Here is a 1,080-nt window from a genome sequence, read left to right as displayed (position 1 = left end):
AGACAGTGACTCGACTGCCTCGTCGACCCATCGCAGACGCGAGGAGGTGGGCGCGATGCGCTCAGAACGTCAGGGACGGCGGTTCCGCTGGGAGGTCCCGGCGCAGCGGCAGGACGACCCGCCGGTGGAACTCCTCGTCGTGTCCGGCCCGGCTGGCGTACAGGTCGTCGGCGAGCAGCGGCCGCAGCTCGGTGTCGGCGGCCTCCGCGGCGGTGAGCCGCGCCAGCAGGTCCCGGACGCGGGCGGAGGGGGCGGACTGCGCGGCCCGGGCGAGCACGGCGGCGCGCACCAGCGCGTACGCCGCGGTGGTCGCGGGGACCGGCGGGACGGGCGCCGACGGGGCGCGGGTGGGCACGGTGGGCGACCTCCGGTGGACGGGGGAGGCCCGGCGCGTTGCGGGTGCGAACGCGCCGGGCTCCGTGGTGGTCCGGTACCGAGCGGCGTTGCCCGGTACCGTCGGCCCTCAGAACTGCGTCGTGGGCGGGTGCACGATGCTGGAGTTGGAGGAGGACTGGCAGGAGCTGGAGGCGGGGTTGCTGGATGCTCCGCCCTCCGGCAGCGCGATGGCGTCGCGCAGCGAGGTGACGGTCAGCTCGCCGAGGTCGAGGTCGTGCAGGTCGAGGCCCAGGTCGTTCGTGATGGGCAGCTCGGACATGGCAGGCTCCCTTGGGGTGAAGGACGAGTCGGGCGGCGTCGCGGCGTGCGCGCTCGAACGCGCACGGCTCACGCGGATGGTGCGGATGGTCCCCCGTGGGCGCACGGCTCGGCTCGGATCGATGCCGGCCTGGCCCCACCGTTTCGCCGAGTTTAGATCGCGATCCGCCCCGCCGAGAGGGGCCCGCGATCACATTGGCCGGTAATCCGCTCCGGTTCGCCAGGCCGCTCGTACCCCGCCGGGCCCCGCCCGTACGCCGCCGGGCCCCGCGCGGCCGTCGACGGATCCTTCACCTGGACTTCACGCCTCCTGCCCCGTTCGCTCGACCCGGTGGGCCCGTGCCCCGACGGCGGAGCGGCCGGACCGGAGCCGCCCGGATTCGGCCAGCCGCGGCGCGCGGGGGAGGCCGCGGGCGGCGCACGGGC

2 protein-coding genes are annotated in these 1,080 nt (G+C 75.9%); both read right to left on the bottom strand.

The annotated features are described in order from the left end of the window. Positions 1-61: 61 nt before the first annotated feature. Positions 62-355, bottom strand: a complete 294-nt coding sequence (locus ABZW03_RS41205) for a hypothetical protein (RefSeq protein ID WP_355270050.1) — start codon at positions 353-355, stop codon at positions 62-64. A gap of 108 nt (positions 356-463) precedes the next feature. Further along, positions 464-655: a thiazolylpeptide-type bacteriocin gene (locus ABZW03_RS41200; protein WP_355270048.1), complete on the bottom strand. Its 192-nt coding sequence runs from the start codon at positions 653-655 to the stop codon at positions 464-466. Positions 656-1,080 lie beyond the last annotated feature (425 nt).

Origin of the sequence: Kitasatospora sp. NPDC004799, assembly GCF_040609095.1 — a bacterium.
Classification (GTDB): Bacteria; Actinomycetota; Actinomycetes; order Streptomycetales; family Streptomycetaceae; genus Kitasatospora.
This window is presented reverse-complemented; position numbering and strand designations above follow the sequence as displayed.

Bases quoted from the DNA above. Each gene is read 5' to 3' on its own strand.
- ABZW03_RS41200 (WP_355270048.1), bottom strand. From the start codon at position 655: ATGTCCGAGCTGCCCATCACGAACGACCTGGGCCTCGACCTGCACGAC.